The sequence below is a fragment of the Phytoactinopolyspora limicola genome (assembly GCF_011320225.1).
GTDB classification, from domain to species: domain Bacteria; phylum Actinomycetota; class Actinomycetes; order Jiangellales; family Jiangellaceae; genus Phytoactinopolyspora; species Phytoactinopolyspora limicola.
The window spans coordinates 57,936-83,589 of sequence record NZ_JAAOEN010000007.1; the positions used below are offsets into that span (position 1 = coordinate 57,936).

A 25,654-nucleotide genomic window follows, 5' to 3' on the forward strand; every position below is an offset into this window, starting at 1 on the left:
GGCCGGGTGAGGGTGTTGATCAGGTGGTGGATTTCGTTGCAGGCCAGAGGGACGAGCTTGTCGCCGGGGTCGGGCTGTGATGATCGCTCGGTCGCGGCGGTGACGGCGAGGAAGGCATGCGCGAGCATGGACAGCACGGTCCAGCGTCGCCAGGAGGTCCACGTCCTCACCTGGTGCTCGTCCAGCCCGCACAGTCCCTTGCCAGTTTGGAAGCTCTCCTCCACCGTCCACCCGCCTTGCCGGCGATCCTGACCAGCACGGATAGCGGCACGGGGTCAGGTGAGTAGCAGCGGTAGTACGCCAGCTCACCGGTGGCGGTGTTCCGGCGGACGAGCAGCCACCGATGCCCCTGCTGATCGTGATCGACGTCGACCAGCACCCAGTCGTAGACCCGTGGCCCCTTCACGCCATGACCGGCCGAGTACTGCTGCCAGGCTCGTTTCGGGAGCTGTTGGGTGATCTGGCCAGCGCGTTGTTTCCCGGCGCCGGTGCTGACCCGGTGCTCACGCGAGACGGCCAGCACATACCCCACCTGGCGTTGCTCCAACTCTTGACGTAGGTGCGGGTCGGCGCCGTAGACCTCGTCACCGGCCACCCATCGCGCCTTCACTCCGGCGTCGAGCGCGCGGGCGATCATCTGCCGGGCCAGCTGTGGCTTGGTCGCGAACTGAACATCGTCAGGCACCCCAGCCCCGGTCAGGCGATCGGCGTCGCTGGTCCAGGACTTGGGCAGGTATAGATCCCGGTCGATGAACGCATGCCCTCTGCTGGTGGTGTAGGTCAGATGCACCGCAACCTGCGCGTTCTCCACCCGTCCGGCAGTGCCGGTGTACTGCCGCTGCACCCCGACCGTGCAGACGCCCTTCTTCACGTCGCCGGTCTCGTCCACCACCAACATCGCCCTGTCCTCGCCGAGCCCATCGATGACGTAGTCACGCAGGTCATCCCGGACGCCGTCGGCGTCCCACGACGCCCTGAACAACAGGTTCTGCAGCCCATCCGGGCTCCGATGCCCGACGTGCTCGGCGATCGTCCAGCAGTTCTTCCGCGGCAGGTCCGACATCAACCCCGTGACCAGGTCACACGCGCTCCGATACGCCTCCACCCGGGCAAACCGGGCCGCGATCTGAGACATCAGCACCTGCCTCTCCACCCGCCACCTATCAACGTCTACGCTTGGCCCTACGGCCACCGTAAGATCATTCTTTGTCTTCACAAACCAAGATCATCGAGCGGTGGCCGCTCCATGTCCAGCACCGACACGACCAAGATCACGATCTACGGCTGGAGCACTAGGCACGTGGGCCGGTCATGTCACTTCCCGTTCAGTTGCATCGTTGTCCGGTATCAGGGAGGGCGCAAGACAGCGAATCCGTTTGAGGGCGTCGAACGACTGTCGCTTGACCGTGCCGGGCGAGCAGTTCAGCAGGGCTGCCGCGTCGGCCACGGAGAGGTCTTCGTAATACCGCAGGTAGACGATGGCGCGTTGACGCGGGGTCAGATGTTTGAGGATGGTGGCCATGTCGATCCGGTCCGCCACACCGAGTTCGGTGCCGTCGGTCGCCGCTGGTTCCGGCACGTCGTCGGTGATCACTTCGTGCCGCCGGCTACGCCGGCGCCACTGCGATCGGGTCTCGTTGAGCATAGCCGCCCGGATGTACTTCTCGGGGTCGCCGTCGCGGAGCAGCTTTCCCCAGCGGCTCACCGCCTCCTGAACAAGATCTTCGGCCAACCCGCGGTCTGCGGTCAGCGCCAGCGCCATCCGTAGCAAGCTTGGCCCGCGGCTTGCTACAAACTCGGTAAACCCGTCTCCGTCCACGTGCGTCAACCGCCCGTTCACTGGTCGCTCACAACAGTGCCGGGCATGATGACCTGAGCGTCAACCGGCAGCGAATGCAGCAACCGGGGTTCACCGCCGTCAGCGGGCAGAACGAACACATCGGTGGCATCCTCGATCACGGACGTTCTGGCAACGGCAGCCCCGTCATGAGTCAGGGCCAGGTATTCCCACGTCTCCTCCGACGTCGACTTGGGCAGATCAAACCGCGTGTATTCCGGCCCCAAGTGGTAACCACGCGCGATCACCGCAGTCATTCTCAGCTCACCACCATGGGGGCTGAAAACCTCAAAGCCAAACCGTGCGAGGTGATCGTCGTCGGCGAAAGAACCAGGTTAATGACTGGAATGAGCTGACCGGAGCCATTGAAGGGCAAGATCCCATAGACGTAGACCAAGACCAGCTGAGAGAGTTTAGACAGTTCGAGATCACCGTTGCCGTGGCTGACCGCGAATGCCGATCTGAGCACTACCAAGACACCTTCGATCAAGTGGCCCACGAGCACGAGAAAGAGTTCGTCACTCAACAACGAGAACTGCTAGAGACCTTTCGCGAGGCGCTCAGCACAGGAGGCCGCTAGCCCAGATCTTTCATTGGCTGCGTGCGGTTGATCGTTGTTCCTTTGGTTGAAGTTTCGGGTGATTGTGGCTGGGTGGGCATGACATGGTGGCCGAGTGTCGTCTCGGTTGGGGCGCAGGTTCGATTGTCCGACGTGCTGCACGGGCTCGGTTGGATAAGGGCGTGAGTGGTCTGGCCGGCCGGGTTCGGCGAGAGCTCGTAGCCGCGTGAATGCGGTGATGATTGAGTTCGGTCCAGGCATACGGCCGGCCAGGGACGGACTGCCCGAAGGTGTTCGTCAACACCGACACCCGTTCGACGCGGTCGGTGGCTCCTCGTCGGTCGCCTGCCGGCTGGTCGCGGCACGCTGCTCGCGAGCGGATCGCCTTCGGGCCAGGCCAGGTGTGCGGGATGCATGTCCTGCGCGGCGCACTGGCCACGGCCATGATCGACAACGGTGCCCCATTCCCATGGTGCTGCGCCAATTCGCTGAGCACTGCGAGCGGGAAGGCTACCCGGGCGGGTCGATCACCAAAGAAGCCGTCGAGGGGTTTCTCTACGGATGAGGGGTGACCCAAGACGGGCCTCACCAGCACAACCCAGCACAACCAAGAACACAGCGATTGTTTAGAACTCAGGTCCGAGCGAGATGCCTTTTCGGGTCGACCAGCGTCTCGAACCTTCCTGTTTGCCTCACGCTCGGATACCGGTGTAACCGGGATTCTCCAAGATCGGGCGTCAACCGCCAGGGGTGAGAGCGGCGTTCGTTTCCTAGCGGAAGGGTGTCAGCGTGATCACGACCAATGTCCAGGCTGCGCTGTTGGCGAGTAATGCGATCATGGCGCGGATCCATACGGGCTTGCTGCTGATCCGGGCTGCCAGGTCAGTGAGGAGAACGCCAAACAAGGGCATGTAGACGGTCGTGCTGATCACCAGGGAGGTGAAGTGCGTGTATCCGCACGCTGCGCCGGCCTCAATCTGGGCGGGTGACACCGGGAGGGCGACGAGGAGCATGGCTGGAACGGTGAAGGCGGCCGTTATCCACAACAGCCAATAGCCGAATCGTAGCGGCGCTGTCCTGGTGGATCGAGCCGCGAGCACGCGCGCGACGAACCATGACGTGGCGGCGACGGTGGCCATCAGCATCGACACTCCGGCATAGCCGGGTGGCTGGTGCAACTGCGGCAGGCAATGCGCGATGCGGATACCAACGGACATCCACGCTCCGATGGCCACGGCGACGGCACCAAACGTCACAACGCTGAGGCCGTACCCAATGACGAGCACGATCTTCTGCCCTGCTACAGCTCTGTCCACGACATCGCATTCTCCACTGCGTCGGCAAACCCGTTGGCAACATCCTCGTTCTCTGTTGCGCGCACGGCATCGGGAGGGTTGTGTGTGTCGGCGGGGTCTCCCGGCGGGCGAACCTTGAGGAACTGGTCGCGGGCGAATCCGGGGATCCAGTGTGCGGAGCGGTCGAGAACGTTATGGGCTGCTGCGACCATGCCGGCTCGTGTCCCGAAACGTTCGGCCACGAATCGTTCGGCTAGCCAGCATCGACCCATGGCAACCCGACACGCTAGTTCACAAGCTCGCTCGTTGGGTAGCGGACGACATGTTCCTGGACGACACCGACGGTCCATACATGTCGAAGCACGAGCCGGAGCCCGGCAAAAGCAGGCGCTAACTCCCAGTCGACCTCTGCCTCGTCGCCTACGGACTGACATCAGCGCCAGGTTTCGAGGTTCCGCCACCCGACGGGTACTACTGGAACGTCAGCACGACCATGAAGGTCTGGCGTGAGTCGACGAACGTCGCCAACGCCTGCCACGACCACTCTCTCAACGACGTCAGGTTGAGCCATCCCTACGAGGTGCTGCTGGAGGCGATCGGGGCCGAGGTCTTCCACGTCGTTTTCCGCAACCGTGAGTTGATGTTCCGGCTCAATCAATACCTCGCTGGACTCGTCCAGGAGATCGAAGCCGAGATGCTCACTGATACGCCGGAGCTGCGAAAGCGGTTCACAGCTCGGGGCAATCTGAGGCGCTCGACGCCTCCGACCTGGGCCCACTGGGCGGTGTTCTTCCGCGACGCGGGACTCTGCGTCATCTGCGGCGTCGACCTCACCGGCCGCTTCAATGTCCTGACTGCTAAGAATTACGATCACATCGTGCCTCTAGCCGCCGGAGGCCTCAACGACGTCACCAACCTCCAGTTGCTCTGCCGGAAATGCAACGCCACGAAGTCCGACTCGCCGAGCGGCACGAGTCGCGTCTACCCACACTTCGGCGCACGTCCGAACCCGAAGCCCAGCGGACCTTCGAAGTAGCCACGTGAGCGCCCCGCTCTTCGCCGGCGGTAGCCGCTCGGCAGTCCCCTCTGTTCGACAACGGCAGGCAACGAGATCTCCGGGTGGCATACCTCCCTCATCGGGAGTTCGCCCTATTCTAAGCTGTCTCCGACGAGCTCCTCAGAGCAAGTGACGGCGCGTGGCGTATCTGGTTTGGAACGTACTTGTCGGCGGTCAGATCACTCAGCTACCAGCAGAAACATACGGGCCACTTCCACGCCTCCTTGGCAATGCTCTGTTCCTGACGGTGAAGATCGGCGAATCGTTCATGGCAGCGGAACAACTGAAGGTAGGTTCATGCGTACTGCGCCAGAGTCCGGTTCAAGCAACGCACAATCGCCACTGCGATCGACATTGATACCAAGCCACATGCCTGGAGATGGCGGCGTCCCCCTTCGTGTCTGATAGCTGTTGACCTGCGCAGACGTAACATTGAGGGCCTCGCCTGCGGCTACTTTCGGCACGTATCTCTTACAACTACTCGTCGATGATCGCCGGACCCGTAGCTACATGCTGATACGCACGCCGTTTCACCTAGATGTGGATCTTGTCCTCTTTGAACCTGTGGAGCATCGTCATCAGTCTGGCGTGTGCTGGGACACGAGTGTTTCGTGGCGCCAGAGGGTATCGACTGGTGCGACGTGGAGACGGTCGTCGTAAGTGTAGGAGCGTGCGCCGAGATAGAGCGCGACACCACCGACGAAGCGCTGCCCTAGCTTGTCACGCAGGAGTCTCAGCGGCGCAAGGTCTCGTCCGGTGACTCGCGAGGATGCCTTGACCTCGACGGCCGCGACGCTTCCGTCGTCGGCTTCCAACACGAGGTCGACTTCTATGCCATCTCGTGTTCGGAAATGGCCGACCTCGATGAGCCGTTGCGACCAGCCAGTCTGTTTAATCACCTCACCGACGACGAACGTTTCCAACAGATGACCGAACTCGGTGAGGACTGCAGGCTCACGGCCGGCGAGCTTGCGCTCTGTCAGGCCCAGTAGCCATGCGGCGAGACCAGAATCGACGATATGGAGCTTCGGGTTGTTGCCGACACGGGCAGCAAGCGTCGTTCCCCAGGCCGGAAGCCGCCGGATCAAGAAGACGGCCTCGAGAAGTGCGGCGTACCGCTCCGTGGTACTGCGATCAAGCTCGGCCGCGCGAGCGGCCTCAGCAAGATTCATCGCCTGGCCGGTCTGACTCGCCAAACGACGCAGCAGCTGCGGCAACTGGGCCCGCTTCCGGACCCGGCTGAGTTCCACGACGTCTTTCGAGATGACCAGGTCGACGTAGTCGCGCAACCACCGCGCACGAGCATCGTCAGAAAAACTACGCAGCGCCAACGGGAACCCTCCCCATACAACACGCTGGACGTACTCGTCCCGGCCGGTCGCCGATGGCACGGCCGTCACCAGGCCGGCCGGATGTTCCAAGAGTTGGTCAACGAAGACTTCGGCCGTTCCCCCGATCTCGCCTTGAGACAGCGGCAGCAGGTCCAGAACGTGAACTCGCCCAGTCAGCACTCGCGCCACCTGGGGCAGGCTTCCATAGCGTGTCGAGCCGGTAAGGACGTACCGCCCTGGCCGCAGGTCACGGTTGAGTTCCGCCTTGATTGCCGACAACAGCTCAGGCACATGCTGATATTCATCGATCAGGACCGGCGAGGGAGCAGACGCGAACAATGCCGGATCGGCCTGTACCGCCTCCCACGTCGCCACGTCATCGAGATCAATCACAGTCGCCCCCATACTCCCCGCCAGAGCAGCGAGCATGGTGCTCTTACCCACAGTCCGCGGACCGTTGACGAGGACAACCGGCGCATCCCGCATACGTTCACGCAGGACACGCTCCAGCCGCCGCTCAACGGTGCCAGCCAGGGTCATTGCCATCGACGTTCACCTCGTGAGCATATTGGAGGTAGGTATTTGCACGTTTTGGCGCCAGGTTTATGACAATTTTGGAGGCCTGCTACTGCATATTTTCGGAGCCCAGAGCTAGCCCACTCAAGTTTCCACGCCGAAACGTCCCGAGACGCCCACCATGCCGCGCTCGACGACGTGGGGCGGCACGCGCCAACTCCTCCTGGATTCCACGCCAAGTGCATCGACGGTAACGCGGCCCGCAACCGAGCCAAGATCGACCAGGCTCTCGGACGATCGCTGGGAGACTGAAAACTTGCGCGCGTATTTGGCGTGAGTGGCCGCGGGCAACCGGTTTCAGCCGGTGACCGCCGGACATAACAAGAGCACCCCTCACCTGCGTTTCCGCAGGTGAGGGGCGCTCTACCAGTGGTAGCCCCGACGGGATTCGAACCCGCGCTACCGCCTTGAGAGGGCGGCGTGACTGCAACAAGTACACATGCCCTGAACTGCGACGATGCCCTTTCATCGGCGACGCGGACGGAGACTTGGGCACGTATTTGACACAGACACTCGACGACAACTAGGGATCACCGATCACGCTCGCGAAAGTGCAGCTTCCCCGCCACATCTCTGCCGCCAACAGACCCAACACAGCTCACTACGGCGTTCCGATCAACCCTGGGCTTGCTTCACGAGGCGAACGCCGTGTGGAAACCGTAGATGTCCAGGATCTTGGCCCGGGTAAGGGGTCGTCCGGTGGGTCGTCCTGAGGACATGTCCCATGTCGTGTGCAAGTGCCGGACGCTGTCAATCTCTTCTGCATGACGCTCGTAGAATCCTGCCAACAAGTCCAACACTCGTGGGCTGACCCGGTTGAACGCCACCTTCTCCGTCTTCGTCTCTCCCAATCCCCTGAAACCTCGCACGAAATAGGTGTCGAACGACGGCAGGCAACCCCAAACGCCCATCATGACCTTGCTGATCAAGATTCGGCTATTCCCGCCATCAGGCAGCAGCGCCAGCCGAATGTCGCGCCAGGCGTCCTCCAGCGCCTGCCTTTTCCTGGTATCGCGGTAAGCGTCCACGTCGCAGCCCCGCATAGTGGCGTTGTGTGTGGCGATCACCTCGACCACCCTGCGGTAGTGCATGACGTTGGTCTGCCTGAACAGAAACGTCGAGCCACGCAGCATCCCCCACGAGGCCAGGTAGTAGCCGAGATGAAGGCATGACAGTTCCATCACCTTGGTCGGATCACTGTGTTCTTGGAAATGGTTGAAACAGAAATCCCAGGATCTCTCTCGACGCCTGGACGCGCTCAGCTCGACGTCCTCGCGCAGATACGCCTCAACACCCGCCGCAATCTGGCCCTTCGTGACCTCCTTCATAGCCATGAGCCTAGCCCTAGCGTCACCACTGAGTAGGGCCGTCGTCGGGTGTCCTCGGTCGCGAGTTGAGTCCTTGATCGTGGTGTAGCGCGGTCGCTGCGGCGCTCGCGCCGATGGGCCTGCGCCTGTCGGAAGAGAAGGCGAGGGGCTGCCCACATCAATGAGGTGTTCGCCTTCCTCGGCTGGTGCATCCAGCGCCGCGCCTGCCGGAGCCGGACCGGCAAGAAGGCGATCTACACCTACCCATCGAAGAAGTCGCTGGCTTCGGTATCGGTAAGGTGCGGCCGCTGACGCGCCGTGCAAGACATCGAACGCTCCCAGACCTGCTGTGCAGGTTGAACCCGACGCTGCGGGGCTGGTGCCCCTACTTCCGCCACGGAGTGTCCTCGCGGACCTTCGGCTAGCTCGCCACTTCGCCTTCTGGCAGATCGTGGGCTGGCTCCGCAAACGACACCTCTGAGTGAACAAGCACACACTGATCGGCACTACCCGCCCGGATGGCACACCAGCGCCGACGGGACCAACATGTTCCGAGCCAACGCGTCCCCATCGAGTGCTATCGCTACCGGGGCACCAAGATCTGTCGAGCCGATGTCAGACGTACGCGGTCGGATCGATCGTAAGATCGTGAGGCGAGCTCTGGGGGTGCAGATGAAGCGTCGCGACAACGAGTGGATCGATCACCGCTACTTCCGGACGTACAGCGTCGCGGCCCGTCTCACAGCAGCTGTGAGCGATCCGTACACACATCTGCCCGGTGTCGAATCTCTCACGGCGGACGGCGACATCCTCGCGTTCATCGCCCCTTGGCAATCCGACACGCTCGTTCACAAGCTCGCTCGTTGGGTTGCGGACGACATGTTCCTGGAAGATACGGACGGTCCATACATCTCGAAGCACGACCTGGGGCTCGGCAAGAACAGGCGCTATCTCCCAGTCGACCTCTGCCTCGTCGCCTACGGGCTGTCGTCAGCGCCAGGCTTCGAGGTCCCGCCACCCGACGGGTACTACGAGAACGTCAGCACGACCATGAAGGTCTGGCGTGAGTCGACGAACGTCGCTAACGCCTGCTACGACTATTTTCTTAATGACATCAGGGTGAGCCAGCCCTACGAGGTGCTGCTGGAGGCGATTGGGGACGAGGTTTTCCACGTCGTTTTCCGAAACCGTGAGTTGATGTTCCGGCTCAATCAATTCCTCGCCGAGCTCGTTCAGGAGATCGAACCCGAGATGCTCACTGATACGCCGGAGCTGCGGAAGCAGTTCACGGCTCGAGGCGATCGACTGAGGCGCTCAAAGCCTCCGGCCCGGGCCCAACGGGCGGTGTTCTTCCGCGACGCGGGACTCTGCGTCATCTGCGGCGTCGACCTCACCGGCCGCTTCAATATCCTAACTGCTAAGAATTTCGATCACATCGTGCCTCTCGCCGCCGGAGGCCTCAACGACGTCACCAACCTCCAGTTGCTCTGCCAGGGTTGCAACGCCACGAAGTCCGACTCGCCGACCGGCACGAGTCGCACCTACCCACGCTTCGTCGCGCATCCGAACCCGAAGCCCAACGCACCTTGGAAGTAGCCGCGTGAGCACTCGACGCTTAGCTGAGGGTAGCCGCTCCGGATTCTCCTCTGGTCGGCAACGGCCTGGAACGCCGTTGCAGCCCCGAGCCGACCATCCCGAGCCCGACGACGCACCAGCCGCCAGCTCTTGGCCACGCCCGACCGTATCGGCCGCGGCTCCGCACTGTTGCGGTAGAAGTCTGCGGGTTTCCCCATCCACCCTGAGCTGGCCCCGCCGATCATCGATCTCGACACTCCAACGCCACACGGCTCTGACTCGTCTCAGCGAACAACAGATTGAAGGACTGGTCTGGCAAGTGGGCAGCGCAGTCAAGGCACTGGGCAATGCCGCGGTGGAAGAGCGAGTTGAACTCCAAGACGAGGTCGCCGTTCGTCTCACATACACAGCCCTCCGCACCAGGTCAAAGTGGACGTTGACCCTGCGAGGGTTAGGGCGTGTCCGAGAGGGACTCGGCTGTATACCCCCGCACACCGCGCTCGAACTAACCACCTGACCTGCGGCTTTACCGACGGACGCCGGCTCATTGTCCTTGGGCCGACGCGTCGGGAGCACCAGGCGCGCGCCGCTCGTCGTCATGTCGTGCAAGATCACATACGACACCAAATGGAGGCTACGTGCGACGACAAAAATACGCGTCCTTATCCCCGGTACAACGGCTTGAAGATCATCTCCGCGCATACCTGAACCACGGGGGCACCGAACACCTACGGGCGTGCAAGGAGATGATCAACAACCACAAGATCGGCACCAAGCTCGTACGGCACCACACGGACACATCGCACCTCGGCATCGCGACCCGGCTCAGCCGACTCATCGACAACCTCACGACCCAGAGAGATGAAGCCGAATGCCTCCGAGAGTTGAGATCGGCCACCGAGGACGCTGCTCAAGCACTCAATGTTCGCGCCAGCTCCCTCCGCCCACCAGGGGTGGTGTTCCTAGCCATGATTCCCATCGGCTTCTCCATCATCTTGGGCGTGGCGACACTCGACGTAGCACAAGAGAATCGGTCCTGGGTCATGTTCATCGGATTCATATTCATCGTTGCCGGCACATGGTTCAAAGCATGTCTTGACTTCTGGACGGAAGGTCTACAACGACGAACGGCAGCCTGGGAGCTCGTCAGGGACGCCACCCAGAGGGGACTCGACCAACACCGGCAACAAGAACGACAGATTCACAGCCCACGGATCGAGGCAACGCCCACACACGCCCGCCGACAGTTATGGGCAGCCGCCGGCTCCGCCGGGCTGTTCTCCGCCATAGCATCAATCGCGCTCGCTCGGCGGATACATCACCGGCAACAATCCACACCATCGCGCTCGTAGCCCCAGAGAACTAGAGACCCCAGGTACGCAAGTCACACTCAGATTCTCATTCGACACCCAAGGGCCGCGACCTGACGCCTGGCTGGCGAGCGCTTCATCGACATCCGTGGCCCACGGTCAAGGTTGACTGGCGGTTTCATATCGCAATCTCGTTTCCCGATGTACGGTCGTGCTGTGACCGACGAAATTCCCCAGGAAGAACCTGGCGATCAGGACGAACCTAGTAATGCCGGAACCAGCGAAGATGCGACAGATCCGCCCGAGTCTGGGTCGATTCAATACATTGGCTCGGACGGGGAGTGGCACGATATTGAGGTCGAACCGAAGAAGACGGGTGACCCTGAACTTGACGCCATCTGGTCGATGTCGTTCCATGAGTTGGAACGAATCCTTGAGGACGAGGCGCATCCTCTGCATGAGAAGGCGAAACAGGTCTCGGCCGAGGCAGCCGGGCCGATAGTCGACGCGGCGAATGACATTTTCCGGCCACTCACAGAATCGTTCGCAAAAGGCCTGGACATGTCGAAGATCGCTGCGTCGCTGGCTCCCAAACTCGACATGCAGGCGCTGTTCCCGGCGCTGAACGCCTCGTCATGGTTCGCCAAGCTGGTGCCAGATCTTCCAAAGTACGAACTCCCGGAGGGCCTGGCGGAGCAACTCTTCCAGAATTCCAGATTGGCACCATTGCCCGCACCTGAGCCTCCCGTGCATCGGCTAATCAACTTCGAAGCTGTCGAGCCCCCGGATGCATCACTGACGGAAATCAAAGAGGCCGCCGATGCACGGGCCCACGAAATGCGCGGCAGGCAGATCGAGATCCTCAGCAACCTGCTCATGGAGGCACGTGCAAGTACGGAATCCGGGAAGGAGGCCCTGGATCTCAGCAGGCAGGCGCTCGAAGCAACCAGAGAGAGCGTGAGCGAGGCGAGAGGCTCGAAGATCGCCGCCTGGACGGCGGCCGCTGTCGGCGCCATTGGTCTAGTGGCAACAGTTGTCTTAGGCATCATCAATCTCATTGCTCAATAGCTGTGCGGGCGGGGGCGCACACACACGGATTGAGTTCGACCTGGACATTCCGTGCCAATCAGTTGCGTCGCTGGAGCGGTCAGACTTGGTTGGCTGCCGCTAGACGCCTGGAATGACGGGCAAGCATTCCAATATTCCTCAGAATGCCTGATTCGAAGGCCTATCCATCGTCGACCACGACCGCCGTCTGCTTCTGCGTGAAGTCGATTGTTAGCCCCACGAATGCGTTCTCAGTAGCGATACCGGTCCGTCGGTCCGGAGCTCCCCCGCCGGGAGGAGTCGTGACTGGGTAACGCAGCCCCACGACCGCGTTGCGTGCCAGATGCTCGGGGGTGGGACCCAAAGGGAGCTTGGGGCATTCAGCTAGCTGTACGTCCCTGCCCTTGAAGTGTCGCTCGGCCGCAAGGTGGAACATGACGCCATGGGTGAGTGCCACCATCCATGCTTCTGCCAGGAGCGTAGCGGGTATTAGGCGCAACACTGACATCTCAAGTCCTTGCTTGCGTCCATTAGTCTTCGGTGCCACTGCGAGGTAGCGAAGCGTGATCGCATCGATCACATTGAACGCATCCGGTCCGTTCAGCGCGCTTAGCGGTATCGTGCCGTCGGCAGTGGGCCCCTGTCTAACGAAGACCGCGCGCTCATTGTCGTTCGCGGCCACTGCTAGGCCGTGTTTCAGCTTGTTGTGGGCGGCGTCGATGTTGATGTCTTCTCGTGTTAAGAGCAACATTGCGCGTCTGAGCCACGAAGCCATCACATTTAACGACTTGTTGGCGGAAGCTCTGATGCTACTGTCGGCGACCGCATCAATTGGCAAGGCAATGGACCAGAAAGTGCTGGCTCCAAGGTCACTATCGAGGTGATCAGCAGCTTGTCCGACAAGGTCGGCCATTTGCCGTGGACCATTGACCATGGACACCCAGACCGATGGTGCCTGTCGTTCTTTAGACGGTGTTACAGCGAGCGCGTGATAGAGCCGCACGAGCGCCTCTGCTGCATGGTGGCGGACGGCAAAGGCGTCGGTCGCGATCTGCAACGCGCGGTCCTTTTCGTCCGCTGCAAGGATTCCGTCAACGTCGTGGAATCCTAGCTTTGACAAGAACGCCGCGCCCAACCCATGAGCGACATCCGGTACACCAGGTTCTGATGCCGAGATCAGGGCGGCGATCCGGGAGGTGAAGTACCCAAACGGTCTCGAAGTGAAGAAGCTGTCGTCAAGTTCGCGTGCCTGTTGATCCGTCACTTGTGGTCCTTCAGGCTCCATAAACACCGCTGACTCCTTCCCTCGATCTCTGCCCAGCCACCGGAAAGATCTTCAGCCGGAGGCAGGGCGCTCCATGCTGTTGATCCTGGCGCGAACCTTCGCGGACGGGTGTTTGCGGAGGTTATGAAGGATACCGCTGAACGTTGATGTTGGGGCTTCCAATCTACTCAGTGTCGAGGCTATCCCGAGTGCGACGCGCGTACCTGTGTCCTGCATGCAATGCTGAAGTCCTTCGACGGCAAGATTGCTGCGCTGTCCTGTTGCCACTAATTCGGCGAGGATGGCAGCTGCCGGGCCCCGAACTTCGGGATATGGATCTTGGAGCAGCCCGACCAGGATCGCGGCCGCCTCAGGCCCGGGAATGCGTCGTAGGAGATGGGGTACCCATGATCGATCGGACGTGTCACCGGACAGCAGGGAGACAACTGCAGGCCCGATCGTTTGCTCGTCAAATGCGCCCAGTACCAGCGCGAGCTCCCATGCTGGGCCTCGGCTTCCGGCCGAGTTGCCAAATGGTGAGATCACGCCTGATTCGTTGGATGCTGAGGTAGCTGCTATCGATGCGAGCCGCGGCCGGATTTGCGCTGCGATCTCCTCCGCGTGATGTGCCAGGATCCACATCGGTTGGCGCTTGTCTGCGCTGGCCACATCCGGGTGAGCGAGAAGGTTGAGCAATGGCTCCCAATCAGCGACGTCCGGGTAGGTGACATTCAGTAGCGCCAATCCTGCCCCGGCATCGATCATGCCAAGTTCGTAAGAGTGCTTCTCTGCCGAGCTGATTCGCCGATTTACTCGTGATGCCATCTCAGTCACTAGGTTCGCTGCGGCATCTGCCCGCAGAACACCGAGATCGGCAATCTCAGTAAGAGCGTGCCACGAGCCTTGCTGTGCCTCCACCATCAAGACTTGCCGCGCAGCGGCGTCGTGTCGTGCAGCTATACCGAGGAGAGGCCGTCGAAGCTCATCGTGGTGAATTGGGGCCTTCTGCCCTGCCAGGACAGCCGTGGACCCATTCCATGCGTCGTCGGGCAGTGCCCCAACGACCCTGGCCCAGGATGTAGCACACGACTGATCTTGACCTGACAGTGCAACCAGGAATTCGACCACGGCCGATCTAGCAGCCGGCGAAGCCGCGAGAACGATGCCGGCAAGGGTGTCGATGAGCTTGAGCTCCACTCTGTAGGTCGGACTCGTTCGCTCCACGAAGGACTCGGGGGTCTTCAACGTCGCCATGACCCAATCGATGGACCGGTCCGCAGCGGCCTCATCAAGTACGTCCCCGCCATGACCAAGCAGTGCGAGATTGGTGGGAGCCGTGGTCCGTGTTGATCTCTCAAGATCGATGTCGGATGCGGCGGCGGTGACCGCCGCGGCGGGCCCGTCCGCGACGATGCGCGTCACGGCGCGGGCAAGCGCCTTGGCGTCTCCGGCCCATCGGAGCACATCGAGCCCTTCACGAAAGTATTCCGGATCGCTGTCACGATCCAGCCCTTGAAGGATGTACTTCCCCAGCAAGCCAGACGAATCCCGCCACCCACCATGATCACCGAGATAGCTAGCGAGCACTGAGGCACTCAGGAGGTTGTTCCGCGCGTCGTCCCCACCGATCAGTGAGATGCTCGAATCCCGTGACCACGCCGTGAACGCACGATCTGCCTGTGCCCCTAACCCCCACGCCAACTTCTGGGTGCGCCACCAGTTTGCAGCTGTGTCCATGCCCGTGATGACGTCGGCGACGTCCTTTGTCCGCCAGGCAGAGACATTGAACAGCAGCACCGCGGCCGCGCCCGCGATGGCCGAAGCGGTCACATCTTCGGGGTGAGTTACGCGGATCTGTTGAATATCGATCGCTGTCGCGCGGGCATCATCGACACGGCCAATCTCCGCGCATGCCCGGGCGTGTTGGAGTCTGAGCCAGGCGTAATCCACCGGGCTCGCCTCATCAAGGGCGAGAGTCGCTTCCAAGACCATCAAGGCGTAATCGGCGTCACCCTCTTCCAAGAGTCCCTCGACCGCAACCACGGTGGCCGCCGCCCGCGTCGCCGCATCCGGCGCCTCATCAATCAGCGGCAGCAGCAGATCCTTGTCACCACTGACCAGGCGCCGATACAGCCGGCCCACCAATCGCCAAGCCCAGGACCTCGAGTCTGCCGCCTCGTCGAGTGACGGCACGTCGTCGTCATCTTCGATGATCTCCCTCAAAGCGCGCACACGCGCCAATACCAGCATTGCGATCGCCTGCTCCACAACGAGTCCTTTTCGCCGCCCAGCATTGGGATGTGGAGCCACAAGCCTGGGCACGATTAGCGCGTATCGCAGCAGATCACGCGGCAGCACCGACTCAGAACCTGTCCATGCACTGCCCTCTAGAGCTACCACAGGACGAGCTGTAGCGGCCACAGCCAGCAGGGCGTGACGATTGCTCTCATCTACCGTGTTTTCCACCGGCACAAGGACCTTTGCGCCCTTGCCAGTACGAGTCACCGCGTCTTCGGTCACATGCTGCCAATATGACGTTCGCGATTCAAGATCGTGCAGCACGATAAGATGCGGCAATGCGTGCGAGAGCCAGGCGTCGATGTGCTTACTGTCGCTGTCGCGAAACCACCATCCGCGTAAACGCTCAGACTCGTATGCGGGCTCGTTAAAGTAGGTCGCACCTGCTTTCACCTGGGCACCCACAACAAGCCCGAGGTCAAACAAACGTTCATCCCGAACCGCGAGGAATAGGTCAGTACCGAGGTCGTGCCGATCATTCGCGGCCGACCCCCACCCGAGTCGCACGAAGGCTGCGGATACCTCGTCCATCCCAGCCCCGCCGACTTGGCTCTGGTTCGTCGCGCGCATACGGGCAGTCAACCCAACCCGAGCTGCGAAGTCCAGAACAACGCTCGGCAGAACGAGACGACGACCTCCGAGAAGCGTTTCCATCCATTATGGACGTGGAATGTCTCATTCAATGCGGCATCACCTTCTGTACCGCTCGGCCACATGAAGCCGACAGACCTCGGAATAGCCGCGGCACGGTCGGACGGCGCCGTCACGCGCCAGGCCCGGCTAGCCCAGAGGATGTGGACGATGCTGGTCTCGCCAGCCTCGGTTGAGCGTTGCCCAGGTCGGCTATGCTCGCATATCGGAGTCCATTGGCGGCGGGGTTGGTGTGGCGGCATGGTCACGGTGGCGTCGTACAACCTGGAGAACCTGTTCGCGCGGCCGAAGGCGTTCGATCCGCTTGACTGGTCGGCCGGCGAACCCATCTTGCAGGCCTATGGCGAGTTCAACTCGCTGATCACCGACGACACCTACACCGGCGCCGACCGGGACCGGATGCGCGAGCTGCTGCTCGAGGTTGGCGTGTATTACCGCAACACCCACGGCGCGATCCGCCGCCGCCCCAGCCCGACACCAGCGTGAGCGTGGCTGCGGAAGAACCGCGGCGATTTCGACCGCCAACCCCGCGATCCCACCGACGACGTCGAGATCACCGCGACCGGACGCGGGGATTGGATCGGTTGGCTGGAGTTGGCCACCGAACCCACCGATGAGATCGGCACCCGCATGACCGCCCGCGTCATCGATGATGTCGATGCCGACATCATCGCCGTCGTCGAAGCCGAAGACCGCCCGTCACTGGTCCGGTTCAACCACGACATGCTCGACCGGCACTACCGCCACGTGATGCTCGTCGACGGCAACGACGAACGCGGCATCGACGTCGGCATCATGACCAAACCCGGCTACCCCATCGGCACCATCCGCTCCCACGTCGACACCGAAGACCACGTCGGCACCATCTTCAGCCGCGACTGCCCCCAATATGAGGTCACCACCCCCACCGGGGTGGCGCTGCATGTGCTGGTCAACCACTTCAAGTCCCAGTTCGGCGGCGGCGACAACAAACGCCGACGCCAGGCCGACGCCGTCCGTGACATCGTCGACGACCTTGTCGCCGACGATCAACACGTCATCGTGCTGGGCGACCTCAACGAAGGCCAACCCTCCCTCGACGAACCACCCGTCAACCTGCGGGCCATGTTCGACGACGATGGGCCGCTGGTGTCCTGCTACGACCTCGACGGCTTCGATGCCGGGGAGCGGCCCGGCACGTTCGACACCTGCAGTATCCGCAACCGGCTCGACTACATCCTCATCTCCCACAGTCTCGTACCGGCGTTCACCGGCGGCACCGTGTTCCGCAGAGGCCTATGGGGAACCCGCAAGACCCGCCCCACCGCCTGGGATACCTACTCCGACATGACCGCCAACATCCACCAAGCCTCAGACCACGCCGCCGTCACCGTCAACCTCGACCTATGAGCACATGTGTCCTTGCCGGAGCTGCCGGGCACCGGCCCAGACGACAGCGCCCTCGCGTTCGGAACCGGCGATGGGCTAACGGTCGAGCAACTTCAACCGGTTCCGGCAACGACGACAAGCCGGCGACCGGACACCGCCACGCCCGTCCCACCGCGCCACCGCCCGAACCGGCTCCCCCGTTGCCGTCTTCTCAACGCGCACAGTGGCCAGTGACACACAACGCCGGGGCCCACCCATCCAGCGTCATCGGCCCGGGCGCGGCGGCATGATCACGCTCACCTATTCCGCGGTCGACCGCGCCGACACCGGGATGCGGCAGCGTATCCAGTAACTCAACCGCGACCGGGTCGAACTGGACCCGTTCCAGCGCGCTGATCAACTCGCGTCCGTAAGCCTTGTCTTTCTCGGTCAGGTGACGGCGCAGGTGGATGATTCCGGGCATCGGGTCGTCAAGGTCGATCGCGACGGTGTAGCGGCACATCGCGAACGGGCACCGTGCGACCGTCTGAGGCGTGTCCACACGTCTATAGTCGAACCTTTGTTCGCTCTTGTCACGTTGATCTCTGCCATCCACCCCAGGGAACCACACGTCCACAGCCTGAGCCAGCCGACCCGTCCGCCCGGCCGGGCTAGGCGTAGCGACGCTTCGCGTCGATCAGCAGACCCCCGAGCCGTTCTGCCATCTCCCAGGACAGCACGGCTCGGCTGTACGGGGAGAACTGGCGAGCAGCCAGCGTCAACACGCAGTACGGCCACTTGGCTTCGGCTTCGGCGGTCACCGCCACGGCGAACACCGCAGCATTGCGGGCGAGCATGATCTCTCCCACGTGAGCGATGTGCAGGCCGCTGTGGCTGGGCTGCTCGGAGAAGTCACACCAGCGCAGGCAACTGAGTTCATGCATCCTGATCACCACCCGGACGACGAGTCACGAAGGTCCCCTTGGCCGGCAACGTGACCACGAGATCGCGCTGCCGCAGCTCCTCCGTGGCCCGGCGCACCGTACCGATCGACACGCCCAGCATCGCCGCCAGGCTCTGCTCCCCCGGCAGCATCGCTCGAGGCTCAAGGTTCCTGGCTTCGACCACAGCCGCGAGGCTGTAGAGCCAGGCCCGCTCGGCTTCACAATTGATCGCGGCGCTAGGAGCTGGACGAGCCTGACCGCCTATGACACGTCACCCTGAATGCCTGACCGAATGGTTGCGCCAGGCAGTTGGCCGTCTGATGAAGCAAGAACGTCAGCCTGCAGAAAGAACAGTACGAATGCTGCTAACGGTAGCGTTAGGTCTGTGCTAACGGTAGTGTCGGCCCATGGCTCGGTATCAGCGGCGGCTCCTGGACACCGAACTCGACGAGCTCCTACCGGCGCTCGCGGCGGTGGCGATCGAAGGCCCGAAAGGGGTCGGCAAGACTGCCACCGCGCAGCGCCGCGCAGACATCACGTTCGAACTCGACGACGCCGAACAGCAACGCCTACTCGCCGCCGACCCCGCCCGCATCAACCGCGCCACGGGTACCGTCCTCATCGACGAATGGCAACGCTACCCCGCCATCTGGGACGACATACGCCGCAGCGTCGACCAGAACCCACGACCCGGCCGGTTCATCCTGACCGGCAGCGCAGCACCCGTCGTCACCCCCGTGCACTCCGGCGCCGGACGCATCGTCCAACTGCGGATGCGACCAATGAGCCTGGCCGAACGCGGCCTCGACACCCCAACCGTCAGCCTCACCGCCCTGCTCGCCGGCACACGGCCCCAGATCGAGGGTGAAGCGTCGATGGACCTGCCCGCCTACGTCGAAGAAATCCTGCGCTCCGGATTCCCCGGCATCCGCCACCTGCCGCCACGCGCCAGACGCGCACAACTCGACGGATACCTCGCCCGCATCGTCGAACGCGACTTCCACGACCAGGGATACCAAGTCCGCAAGCCCGCCACACTTCGAGCGTGGCTGCAGGCCTATGCTGCGGCAACCGCCACGACCACGGCTTACAACGCAATCCTGGACGCCGCCAACCCCCGGCGAATCGGACAAACCCGCAAAGACCACCACCATCGCCTACCGCGACGTGCTCACCCAGCTATGGCTGCTCGACCCGATACCCGGATGGCTGCCCGTCGATAACCCGTTCGCGCGACTCGCCCAAGCACCCAAACACCACCTCGCCGACCCCGCGCTCGCCGCGCGCCTGCTCAACCTCGACGCCGCCACCCTGCTCGCGGACTCACCGCAGCGACGACCCCACGGGCGAGCCATGATCGGCCAGCTCTTCGAATCACTCGTCGCGCTTAGCCTACGCGCCTACGCCCAAACCATCGAAGCCGACATCGCCCACCTACGCACCCGCAACGCCGACCACGAAATCGACTTCATCATCACCGGACCCGGCGGGCGCATCGTGGCCCTGGAAGTGAAACTCGCCCGCACCGTCGACGACAACGACGTCACCCACCTGCACTGGCTCCACAACAAGGTCGGCGACACACTCGCCGACGCCGCCATCATCACCACCGGACCCTACGCCTACCGCAGACCCGACGGCATCGCCGTCATACCCGCCACACTCCTCGGCCCCTGACCCGAAGTTGCCTCATCGCTATAACCAACGAATCAGCCGACCTGCGCCACACCACATCAAACACGAGGCGATACTTGATCGCCGAAAAACCAAACCTTAGCCGCTCCAATTATGATTCACTATTTAAATTCATAGGATTGCGGACGCTATTTTACTAACCGCCCTCAATGGCCAATGAATTGTTAAACGGAAAAGCATTGGCGCCAGATTTCGGAGACTTGCGAATTCGCCGATTCATGCGCTATTCTCTATATCTAGGGCAATAAATTGCCCCACTTCACCTACAGAAGGGAATAGTAAGCATGACCCAATACAATGCGATCTACGACTGGGGGCACCGGACGGCTTGTTTCGGAATTATAGTGGCGGCAGTCTTCATACTTATCGTTGTAATACTCGCCTTCATTGCCGGCCTACTGGTCTAGGTGTTTCAATCCGTCTGCACGCTCCTGTCCGCCAGGAAGGAGCGTGCTTGGACGTTTGTTCGCGCGGAGCGGGGATCCGTTAGCTATTGCGCAGGGCAAGACCGGCGAAACGGCCAGGACGAGCCTCAGAGGGCCACCAATGCGCGGACGACTAATTGCTACGCCTTGGCGTGGCTGGATCTAGCGCTCCGCTGGTTCCCCCAAGCCTCTGCCGAGAGGCCATTTGACCGTTCGTGATCACGTGGCCGCGGACTCGGTATCTAGGATGCCCAATGTGTCGATAATGTCGGAGCGGCGGGCTCGATAGCTACTGCCAATCTTGATCAAGGGCACGGGGAACTCTCCGGCGCGTGCTAGCTCGTGAGTCTTCGGTTGCCCAAGTCCGACGGCCCTCCCGGCGTCCACCAAAGGCACGGCGGCTGGAAGAGTTCTGAACTCGTCAACAGTCAACGCAGCTGCCATGACCACGCTCCTCAATCCCCAAAGCGTCGCACCCCTGAACCTTCGTGGCGCCCTCGTTACCTGGGAATCCCTTATGCGCGCACATGTCCTCCGCAATCAGCTCCTTGCCTGGGTGTGTGACGTCACTGTGCTTGATCGTTCGATTTCCTCAATCAACGCGACGCTCTCATCCTCCAAGTCGCCGCCCAATTCGTCCGCGAGGTCGCGCAGCTTGGCTATGAGGGCCAGAACACTGGCGCGGGTACCGAGGCGCATCTCAGCTTTGAGGCGATCTCGCCACAGCAGTTCACAACCCGGTTCGATCTCTAGACCGCGAAGTGCTGCACGTTGCGCACCTCGAAAGTCACCGTTCCGCAGGGCGCGCTCGGCCAGCTCGTGGCAGACGTCGACAATCTCGGCGATCATCTCCTGCACGTGCATGTCTGCCCACGCGTACGAGCCACTACGTACCCCGGACAAGGGCCGTGCCCGCACAAGCTCCACCGCTCGCTCCAGATTCCCGGTGCTCGTCGTTTGCGGTCCGTCGCGCAGCAGCTCGCGCCAGTCGTCCCAGTCCGAACGGACCGCCGGATGCAGCTCGTACGTGCTGGTTGTCGGAGGTAGATATGCCTGCCCAGATGGGTGCGCGCCGAGCCACCGCCGAAGTGTTGACACCGCGGTAGCGCGGGTAGCGCTGGCTTGCCGACGTCCGGGCCAGATGGCCTCGTCCATGGCCACACCACGGCGCCCCGGCCGCAACACCAGGTACGCGGCGACCTGCACTGCCTGTCCCCTCTTGCTCGGGTCAAGTGGGCCAACAGCGCCGATGACGTCTGGTTCGCCCAGCAGCAGGATGCGAGGGTGCTCGACGCGAGCCGCCGTCATGCCGGATGGCTGTGGGAGCCTTGGTGTTCTACCGGACTCCTGCTCGCTTCCACTCAAGTGGACAGTGAGATCGGCGGGGTATTCGCGCTCGTCTAGCGGTATTTCGTGCAGCCCAAGCTCTGCCTTCGCTGCCCCGGCCGGTTCAGCGTCAGCAGAAGCGATGAGGTCGGTGACCCGTTGCTGGGTGACGCGGTTCATCTGTTGCGGCCGCAGGGTGATTCCCCAGGGCTCCAGGATCGCTTCGTCGGCGCTTGCCACTCGAACGGACCATTCGCCTCTGCGGGTCGAATCGTTGGTCACGACGGCGATGGCGGCATGGGCTCTCTGACCGCTCAGCCGCGCGAGTTGTGTCCAATGCTGATCGTTTAGCTGCGTGGCCACGAGGACGATCTCCGGGGTCCACTCTCCCTCTAACCTGGTCCGTGCCTCGGTGAGGCTGGATGCGCCGCTCTCCTGAACAAGAGTTCGGTTGATGTGAGCCCGAGCCGTGAGTTCTTGCACGAGGATGTCCACATCTTGAGGGTCGACTCGCCTCGTACGGCCCGTTTGCAGTGGCTGTGAGCCGGCGTGATCGACGAGCGTGATTTGGACGTCGTCGGCGAGGCCGGAGGTTGCATACTCGGCAGCCAAGGCCGTCATGAACGCTCGCACGTTGTCGTCATTGCCGCTCACGTGCAGCATCCCGATGTGTTCGAGATCAAGCAGGATGTGCGCATCGTCGGCATCGTGGCCGATGGTGACCAGGCCCGGATATGGGGCTGGCCAGTGCTCAGCCTCGTCCGCGACAAGAGAGCCGACCACGTCAGGTGTGAGCATCCAGACTGTGTCGTCGTCGGTGCTGATCCAGGGCTCTGGTGCCTTCGCCGGTGTAACTAGGTGAAGTTCGAACTGGTCGTGGGCTAGACGTGCTGCGCGGACTGTCGGCGGAGCTCGGTGTTGCTGAGCAAGATCGCGGGCGAGCATGCGCAGTGCTCGATTGATGAAGTCGAGACTCATGGGGTCCGCGACGTGGCGCAGCTCGATCTCGGCAGCCGTGCCCGCGGGTCCCGGTGGGACGAGCCGTTGGCCGGCCTTTCGGTGCCGCTGTCGCAACGCGCGGCGCGTCGTGAGAAGAGCAATGACACCCGCGGCGAGCAACGCACCAACTCCCGCCGTGGTTCGAACGACGCCCAACACATCTGAGTCGGCATCAGTTTCCTCGCCATGTCCGGCCTGCGAGAGTTCGTCCGGGGAGAGTTCGTCCGGGGAGAGTTCGTCCGGCGCTGAGTCTTCACAGTCTTCTGCCCGTGCCGCCATCGTCGGCTGCGGCTCGACCGGCGGTCGGGCGTCGGTAACACTCGCCGAGGGAGTCCCATCGTCGCTGCCGACCATGTCGTCACCACTGGTGGTGGCCTCACCGGTGTCGGGTACGTGCTGGCCCAGGTCTGATACCTCGATCGGCACGGTGAGATTCCATCCGGGATAGATCAGGTCCGGGTTGGTCAGCCGGCGACCGTCCGGCTGGATTGTGTCGGCGGAAGCTTCTGCGATCTCTGGCCATCGGGTCGGATCGTCGAGTTGGTCGCCGGCGATGTCCCAGAGCGTGTCACCACGTTCTACCCGATGTATCGACTGATCAGCCTCCTCCAAATCGTGGGTGTCGGTTTCCGGGCCGGTACCGTCTGAATTCTCGCTCTCGTCGAGTGGTGCGTCGCGCACAGGTGGTTCAGTTTCGAGCTCGGCGGGCGGGACCGGCGGGACGGGCCGCCAGTCGTCCGCCGCGACAAGCATGGTGGTCGCCGCCGATGGTGACCCGGCCATGGCGGCTGGGCCGACGGCAAGCATCCCCAGCACCGCAGAGACCAGCAGCGCAGCAACGCGTTGCTGGGCGCCCAGCGCGGGTATCTTCGGCGCTCGCACTCCCCGCAGCGCAGCTGGTACCTCGACCAGTACGGCGAGGGCGAACGCCGCCCATCCGATCCATCCGGCGATCAACAGGGCGGAGATGAACATAGACCCGTCATCCGGCCTTGTCAGGGCAGTGGTGACCTCGTCGAGGTTCGGGATCTCGGATGGCCAGGGCCGTCCGCCGATCCGCCACAAGCCGTACGGGATGGCGCCCAGCGTGGATGACAGAACGAACAGGGCCAGAAGGCCACGCAGGACTTCAGATCCGCGCGCGTGTTGGCCCGAGCCGGTCATGCGCACGTGGCACCTCCCTGTCGCCTGGCGAGAATCTCGATGGGTTTGCCGTTGCGCGGCTCACTGTTCGATGAGTTGCCGCTCGCCGATTCGGATTCGCGCGGTGGAAGTCAGCGGATCGACATCGAGCTCCCCGGTCTCGCCGCTGGACGATTCCCACGTAGCGATCCACCGGGTCGTCACGCTAACCACGTAGGCCTGGTCTGGCTTCGAACCGCTGGTCTGTTCGTAGCGATGGCCGCACGTCGGCGAGTCGCGCACGCCCATTCGTGCCTCATATGGTGTTCCCGGCTCGGTACATACGTGGCTGCGGCCATCGCCCATATCCCATTCGGCATCCTCAACCGCAGCTGTCACCGTCACCGTGGTACCCCGCTCCGACGCTGAGTCGGTGATGGGGCCCCAGGTCTGCGGAGACGGATCGACGACCCACATCCATACGGGAGCCCCAACGAGGCCCATTGACTCGGGGTCCTCGTCGATCGGCCGCGGCGCTACGCCGACGTCCACGGGCTCCAGGTCCATGTCGTCGAGGATCTGCTGGGCCAGCACGGCTGGGTCGACGGGCGGCAGTCCAGGTGGCTCTCCCAGCCACACCACCCGATCGAGCTGGTACGGCGAGGGTGTTCCGGTGTTGTGGCCTATATGCATGTACAGCTGATAGATCCAACCGTCGGGGTAGTTCTCCCATAGGCCGTCGTGAAGACAACCTGGGCAGCCGTAGATGCCATCCGGTGCGTAGCGCCCGATCTCGTTGTCGGGAACCGGCCGCACGTACCGATCAAGTGACGGGTCGAACGGGCCGAAGGGGCCGGTGCACGGGATGTCCGGGACCGTGGGCTCGTTTTGATTGCAGCCCGTGGTTTCTTGTTCCTCGTCGTCCTCGGGCACGCATTGGAACCCGTTGTAGTACTGCCCGTCTTCACACCCGTACTCAGTCGAAGATTCCTCGGCTGCATGAGCGGTGTGCCCTATGACCGCGATTGATGCCACCGTCAGGGCCACGATCAAGCCTCGCACGGCTCGTCCACAGTGACTTCGATGTCTATCAACGTCCAACCCGCGTCCGGGACGTTGGCCCAGGCGATGGCCCATACCTGGTACTGGGTGGCATCATCGACGACGACGGCCTGCCCGTCGTAGTCGAATGGCTCCAGCTCGGTCATGTCCAGGCATGCCTCTGACTCCGCATGCCCTGGTTCACCGCCGTCATCGGCCCCAATGGAAACGACGTCGTGGCTCATGATCCTCGACTCGCCGCGCAGTTCCAGGCCTGCAGTGCTCCAACGGCCGGCCCAGTCCAAGAGAAGGTTGTAGGCGTCGAGGTCAAGCGGCCAAGAATCGACGAGGTCGACGACCCATTGCCCGTCGTCGTCTGCTGCATAGTCGCTGGTTGTCGCTCGGTAGTTGTCCCAGTCGGCGACGAAGTCCTCGAGCACATCCTTGATTTGTCGTTCTGCCTCGTCCTCCGGCGAGGTGGTCGGGGGTGCTGTGAGCGCCGGTGTGGTCACCTTGACCTGCTCATCTGTCGGCTCGTCGGTTGGCTCTGCCGCTGCGTCGTCGTCTCCCTGTGCGCAGCCAGCCAGGACTACACCGATCGACCACACCAGCGCCAGGACGACAGTCCGCAGGCTCATATTGTTCTCC

At 62.6% G+C, this 25,654-nt stretch carries 23 protein-coding genes, 1 tRNA gene and 1 pseudogene; 8 read left to right on the forward strand and 17 right to left on the reverse strand.

Annotated features, from left to right (window positions below; all coding sequences use genetic code 11):
- Window positions 1-98: 98 nt before the first annotated feature.
- The 6 genes and pseudogenes from G8760_RS17355 to G8760_RS17380 form a co-directional block, all read right to left on the reverse strand.
- Window positions 99-1,135, reverse strand: a pseudogene (locus tag G8760_RS17355) (IS701 family transposase); the annotation flags it as partial.
- 174 nt (window positions 1,136-1,309) lie between these two features.
- Window positions 1,310-1,840: a SigE family RNA polymerase sigma factor gene (locus G8760_RS17360; RefSeq protein WP_425502346.1), complete on the reverse strand. Its 531-nt coding sequence runs from the start codon at window positions 1,838-1,840 to the stop codon at window positions 1,310-1,312.
- The gene (locus G8760_RS17365; protein WP_166353488.1) at window positions 1,837-2,094 is read right to left on the reverse strand and encodes a hypothetical protein; all 258 of its coding nucleotides are present in this window, start codon (window positions 2,092-2,094) and stop codon (window positions 1,837-1,839) included. Before G8760_RS17365 ends, G8760_RS17360 begins: the two co-directional genes overlap by 4 nt.
- A gap of 2 nt (window positions 2,095-2,096) precedes the next feature.
- A complete protein-coding gene (locus tag G8760_RS17370; RefSeq protein ID WP_166353490.1) occupies window positions 2,097-2,363 on the reverse strand; it encodes a hypothetical protein in 267 nt (88 codons plus the stop codon).
- Window positions 2,364-3,166: 803 nt separating this feature from the next.
- Complete coding sequence (locus tag G8760_RS17375; RefSeq protein WP_166353492.1) at window positions 3,167-3,712, reverse strand: hypothetical protein; 546 nt, start codon at window positions 3,710-3,712, stop codon at window positions 3,167-3,169.
- Window positions 3,697-3,903, reverse strand: coding sequence for a hypothetical protein (locus G8760_RS17380; protein WP_166353494.1), 207 nt, complete (start codon window positions 3,901-3,903; stop codon window positions 3,697-3,699). The genes G8760_RS17375 and G8760_RS17380 overlap by 16 nt, the downstream gene beginning before the upstream one ends.
- Before the next feature lie 281 nt (window positions 3,904-4,184).
- Here G8760_RS17380 and G8760_RS17385 point away from each other — a divergent pair, with 281 nt between their 5' ends.
- Window positions 4,185-4,727, forward strand: coding sequence for an HNH endonuclease (locus tag G8760_RS17385; protein ID WP_166353496.1), 543 nt, complete (start codon window positions 4,185-4,187; stop codon window positions 4,725-4,727).
- A 599-nt stretch (window positions 4,728-5,326) separates the two neighbouring features.
- On the opposite strand, the gene G8760_RS17390 is transcribed toward G8760_RS17385, so the two are convergent.
- The 3 genes from G8760_RS17390 to G8760_RS17400 all read right to left on the reverse strand — a co-directional run bounded on the left by G8760_RS17390 (window position 5,327) and on the right by G8760_RS17400 (window position 7,983).
- The gene (locus G8760_RS17390; protein WP_207782456.1) at window positions 5,327-6,625 is read right to left on the reverse strand and encodes an ATP-binding protein; all 1,299 of its coding nucleotides are present in this window, start codon (window positions 6,623-6,625) and stop codon (window positions 5,327-5,329) included.
- 400 nt (window positions 6,626-7,025) lie between these two features.
- Window positions 7,026-7,099, reverse strand: a tRNA-Glu gene (locus G8760_RS17395).
- Window positions 7,100-7,287: 188 nt separating this feature from the next.
- Window positions 7,288-7,983 (reverse strand): hypothetical protein, encoded by a 696-nt coding sequence (locus G8760_RS17400; protein WP_166353498.1) that lies wholly within the window; start codon window positions 7,981-7,983, stop codon window positions 7,288-7,290.
- 278 nt (window positions 7,984-8,261) lie between these two features.
- Here G8760_RS17400 and G8760_RS30900 point away from each other — a divergent pair, with 278 nt between their 5' ends.
- From G8760_RS30900 to G8760_RS17415, 3 genes are all read left to right on the forward strand, one after another.
- On the forward strand, window positions 8,262-8,387 hold the full coding sequence (locus G8760_RS30900; RefSeq protein WP_343074421.1) for a group II intron maturase-specific domain-containing protein: 126 nt from the start codon (window positions 8,262-8,264) through the stop codon (window positions 8,385-8,387).
- 247 nt (window positions 8,388-8,634) lie between these two features.
- Window positions 8,635-9,558, forward strand: a complete 924-nt coding sequence (locus G8760_RS17410) for an HNH endonuclease (RefSeq protein WP_166353500.1) — start codon at window positions 8,635-8,637, stop codon at window positions 9,556-9,558.
- Window positions 9,559-11,063: 1,505 nt separating this feature from the next.
- Window positions 11,064-11,915 carry a hypothetical protein gene (locus G8760_RS17415; RefSeq protein ID WP_166353502.1) on the forward strand — a complete coding sequence of 284 codons (852 nt, stop codon included), beginning with the start codon at window positions 11,064-11,066 and terminating at the stop codon, window positions 11,913-11,915.
- 160 nt (window positions 11,916-12,075) lie between these two features.
- Here G8760_RS17415 and G8760_RS17420 read toward each other — a convergent pair whose 3' ends face one another.
- Both G8760_RS17420 and G8760_RS17425 read right to left on the reverse strand, forming a co-directional pair.
- A complete protein-coding gene (locus G8760_RS17420; RefSeq protein WP_166353504.1) occupies window positions 12,076-13,185 on the reverse strand; it encodes a hypothetical protein in 1,110 nt (369 codons plus the stop codon).
- Window positions 13,186-13,230: 45 nt separating this feature from the next.
- Window positions 13,231-16,110: a DUF4365 domain-containing protein gene (locus G8760_RS17425; protein ID WP_343074417.1), complete on the reverse strand. Its 2,880-nt coding sequence runs from the start codon at window positions 16,108-16,110 to the stop codon at window positions 13,231-13,233.
- Window positions 16,111-16,347: 237 nt separating this feature from the next.
- Between G8760_RS17425 and G8760_RS17430 the strand changes: the two genes are divergently transcribed.
- Both G8760_RS17430 and G8760_RS17435 read left to right on the forward strand, forming a co-directional pair.
- Window positions 16,348-16,593, forward strand: coding sequence for a hypothetical protein (locus G8760_RS17430; protein ID WP_166353508.1), 246 nt, complete (start codon window positions 16,348-16,350; stop codon window positions 16,591-16,593).
- Window positions 16,594-16,701: 108 nt separating this feature from the next.
- The gene (locus G8760_RS17435) at window positions 16,702-17,496 is read left to right on the forward strand and encodes an endonuclease/exonuclease/phosphatase family protein (RefSeq protein WP_166353510.1); all 795 of its coding nucleotides are present in this window, start codon (window positions 16,702-16,704) and stop codon (window positions 17,494-17,496) included.
- A 190-nt stretch (window positions 17,497-17,686) separates the two neighbouring features.
- On the opposite strand, the gene G8760_RS17440 is transcribed toward G8760_RS17435, so the two are convergent.
- From G8760_RS17440 to G8760_RS17450, 3 genes are all read right to left on the reverse strand, one after another.
- The gene (locus tag G8760_RS17440; protein WP_166353512.1) at window positions 17,687-18,016 is read right to left on the reverse strand and encodes a hypothetical protein; all 330 of its coding nucleotides are present in this window, start codon (window positions 18,014-18,016) and stop codon (window positions 17,687-17,689) included.
- Between the two features lie 109 nt (window positions 18,017-18,125).
- Window positions 18,126-18,398 (reverse strand): hypothetical protein, encoded by a 273-nt coding sequence (locus tag G8760_RS17445; RefSeq protein ID WP_166353514.1) that lies wholly within the window; start codon window positions 18,396-18,398, stop codon window positions 18,126-18,128.
- Window positions 18,391-18,582 (reverse strand): GntR family transcriptional regulator, encoded by a 192-nt coding sequence (locus G8760_RS17450; RefSeq protein WP_207782458.1) that lies wholly within the window; start codon window positions 18,580-18,582, stop codon window positions 18,391-18,393. Before G8760_RS17450 ends, G8760_RS17445 begins: the two co-directional genes overlap by 8 nt.
- A 223-nt stretch (window positions 18,583-18,805) precedes the next feature.
- Between G8760_RS17450 and G8760_RS29905 the strand changes: the two genes are divergently transcribed.
- Both G8760_RS29905 and G8760_RS29910 read left to right on the forward strand, forming a co-directional pair.
- Window positions 18,806-19,621, forward strand: a complete 816-nt coding sequence (locus G8760_RS29905; RefSeq protein ID WP_207782459.1) for an ATP-binding protein — start codon at window positions 18,806-18,808, stop codon at window positions 19,619-19,621.
- Window positions 19,566-20,075: a DUF4143 domain-containing protein gene (locus tag G8760_RS29910; RefSeq protein WP_207782484.1), complete on the forward strand. Its 510-nt coding sequence runs from the start codon at window positions 19,566-19,568 to the stop codon at window positions 20,073-20,075. The genes G8760_RS29905 and G8760_RS29910 overlap by 56 nt, the downstream gene beginning before the upstream one ends.
- Before the next feature lie 983 nt (window positions 20,076-21,058).
- Here the strand turns inward: G8760_RS29910 and G8760_RS17460 are convergent.
- Genes G8760_RS17460 through G8760_RS17470 form a run of 3 tightly spaced genes read right to left on the reverse strand, consistent with a single transcriptional unit; the run spans window position 21,059 to window position 25,644 of the window.
- Window positions 21,059-24,007 (reverse strand): BTAD domain-containing putative transcriptional regulator, encoded by a 2,949-nt coding sequence (locus G8760_RS17460; RefSeq protein WP_166353516.1) that lies wholly within the window; start codon window positions 24,005-24,007, stop codon window positions 21,059-21,061.
- 60 nt (window positions 24,008-24,067) lie between these two features.
- Window positions 24,068-25,027 (reverse strand): hypothetical protein, encoded by a 960-nt coding sequence (locus tag G8760_RS17465; protein ID WP_166353520.1) that lies wholly within the window; start codon window positions 25,025-25,027, stop codon window positions 24,068-24,070.
- On the reverse strand, window positions 25,015-25,644 hold the full coding sequence (locus tag G8760_RS17470; protein WP_166353522.1) for a hypothetical protein: 630 nt from the start codon (window positions 25,642-25,644) through the stop codon (window positions 25,015-25,017). The genes G8760_RS17465 and G8760_RS17470 overlap by 13 nt, the downstream gene beginning before the upstream one ends.
- Window positions 25,645-25,654 lie beyond the last annotated feature (10 nt).

Excerpts from the sequence above, each read along its gene's own strand:
- G8760_RS17460 (WP_166353516.1), bottom strand. The coding sequence starts at position 24,007 with ATGACCGGCTCGGGCCAACACGCGCGCGGATCTGAAGTCCTGCGTGGC.
- G8760_RS29905 (WP_207782459.1), top strand. The coding sequence starts at position 18,806 with ATGGCTCGGTATCAGCGGCGGCTCCTGGACACCGAACTCGACGAGCTC.
- G8760_RS17410 (WP_166353500.1), top strand. The coding sequence starts at position 8,635 with ATGAAGCGTCGCGACAACGAGTGGATCGATCACCGCTACTTCCGGACG.
- G8760_RS17400 (WP_166353498.1), bottom strand. The coding sequence starts at position 7,983 with ATGAAGGAGGTCACGAAGGGCCAGATTGCGGCGGGTGTTGAGGCGTAT.
- G8760_RS17470 (WP_166353522.1), bottom strand. The coding sequence starts at position 25,644 with ATGAGCCTGCGGACTGTCGTCCTGGCGCTGGTGTGGTCGATCGGTGTA.
- G8760_RS17425 (WP_343074417.1), bottom strand. The coding sequence starts at position 16,110 with ATGGAAACGCTTCTCGGAGGTCGTCGTCTCGTTCTGCCGAGCGTTGTT.
- G8760_RS17390 (WP_207782456.1), bottom strand. The coding sequence starts at position 6,625 with ATGGCAATGACCCTGGCTGGCACCGTTGAGCGGCGGCTGGAGCGTGTC.
- G8760_RS17385 (WP_166353496.1), top strand. The coding sequence starts at position 4,185 with ATGAAGGTCTGGCGTGAGTCGACGAACGTCGCCAACGCCTGCCACGAC.
- G8760_RS17445 (WP_166353514.1), bottom strand. The coding sequence starts at position 18,398 with ATGCATGAACTCAGTTGCCTGCGCTGGTGTGACTTCTCCGAGCAGCCC.
- G8760_RS17380 (WP_166353494.1), bottom strand. The coding sequence starts at position 3,903 with ATGGTCGCAGCAGCCCATAACGTTCTCGACCGCTCCGCACACTGGATC.
- G8760_RS17430 (WP_166353508.1), top strand. The coding sequence starts at position 16,348 with ATGGTCACGGTGGCGTCGTACAACCTGGAGAACCTGTTCGCGCGGCCG.
- G8760_RS17365 (WP_166353488.1), bottom strand. The coding sequence starts at position 2,094 with ATGACTGCGGTGATCGCGCGTGGTTACCACTTGGGGCCGGAATACACG.